This is a genomic window from Corallococcus praedator, assembly GCF_003612125.1.
Classification (GTDB): domain Bacteria; phylum Myxococcota; class Myxococcia; order Myxococcales; family Myxococcaceae; genus Corallococcus; species Corallococcus praedator.
Genome location: NZ_RAWI01000743.1, coordinates 1 through 1,466 on the forward strand (window position 1 = coordinate 1; position 1,466 = coordinate 1,466).

Sequence of the window (1,466 nt, forward strand, 5' to 3'; positions counted from 1 at the left end):
CCTCAGCGAGTCGAGCCTCTTCAGCCAGTCGAGCCTCTTCAGCGAGCCGGGCCTCTTCAGCGAGTCGAGCCTCTTCGGCGAGCCGGGCCTCTTCAGCGAGGCGAGCCTCCTCAGCGAGTCGAGCCTCTTCAGCGAGTCGAGCCTCCTCAGCGAGTCGAGCCTCCTCAGCGAGTCGAGCCTCCTCAGCGAGTCGAGCCTCCTCAGCGAGTCGAGCCTCTTCGGCGAGCCGGGCCTCCTCAGCGAGACGGGCCTCCTCAGCGAGACGGGCCTCTTCGGCAAGGCGAGCCTCTTCGGCAAGGCGAGCCTCTTCGGCAAGGCGAGCCTCTTCGGCAAGGCGAGCCTCTTCCGCCAGCCGGGCCTCTTCAATCGCCCGAAGCCGAGCCTCCTCCGCAAGCCGAGCCTCTTCAATCGCCCGGAGCCGAGCCTCTTCCGCGAGCCGTACTTCCTCCGCCAGCCGAGCCTCTTCCGCCAGCCGCGCTTCCTCCTCCGCGCGCAGCCGTGCTTCCTCCGCCAGCCGGGCCTCTTCAATCGCCCGAAGCCGGGCCTCCTCCGCCAGCCGTGCCGCCTCGATGCGCGCAAGCTCCGCCAGCCGCGCCTCTTCCGCGAGCCGGGCCTCTTCCGCCAGCCGCTCCGCCTCGATGCGCGCAAGCTCCGCCAGCCGCTCCGCCTCGATGCGCGCAAGCTCCGCCAGCCGGGCCTCTTCCGCCCGCCGCGCCGCCTCTTCCCGCCGGCGCGCCTCCTCGATGATCCAGGCCTCCTCCTCCGCCTGCCGCAGCTCCTCCTCACGCCGAAGCCGCTCGCGCTCCTCCCAGTCCTCCACCGACAGGGCCTCGATGCGCCCCTCGCGCTCCAGCACGCGCAGCAGCGCCTGCTGCGGCCCCGTCAGCGCCTCCGGCCTCCGGAACGCCCCCAGCGTCTCCAACAACTGCCGCTCGGACGCATCCGTCAGCCACGGCTCGCACGCGGCCACCTCGGGGCACCGGTACACCCTCGCGGGCACCGCCTCGCTCGGGGTCGGCTCCAGCGCGGCGCGCACCACCCTCACACCCGCGATCGGCGCGAAGTCCTTCGCCGCTTCCACCGCCTCCGCCGCGAAGTCCGCGCGCTCCGCCAGCTCGCTCAGCCGCCGCACCTGCGCGAGCACCTGCTGCTCGTGCACCACCGACGGCTTCAGCCCGCTGTCCTCCAGCAGTTCCTCGTCCGGCGCCGCCGCCCCACCCCGCGCCCACAGCGCATCCAGGGCGTCCACGCCCAACAGCCCTGTCTGGAACAGCGCCTGCGCCGGACTCTGGTAGCCAAAGCCCAGCCTCGCGCCCACCAGGTCGCCTTCGCGCAGCCACAGCGCGGACTCGCGTCCACCGGCGTGCAGCGTCAGCCGGCCGGTGGCGCGGGACTTGTGGGCGGCGTACAGCGCTTCGGCGACCTGCGAGGCGGACATTCGGCCCGGGAGTGTAGCCCTTCCCGCC

The 1,466-nt window shown here is 72.9% G+C and carries 1 pseudogene; it reads right to left on the reverse strand.

Going from position 1 to position 1,466, the window contains the following annotated elements:
- Positions 1-1,438: pseudogene (locus D7Y13_RS41410) on the reverse strand (DUF4388 domain-containing protein); the annotation flags it as partial.
- Between the last annotated feature and the right edge of the window lie 28 nt (positions 1,439-1,466).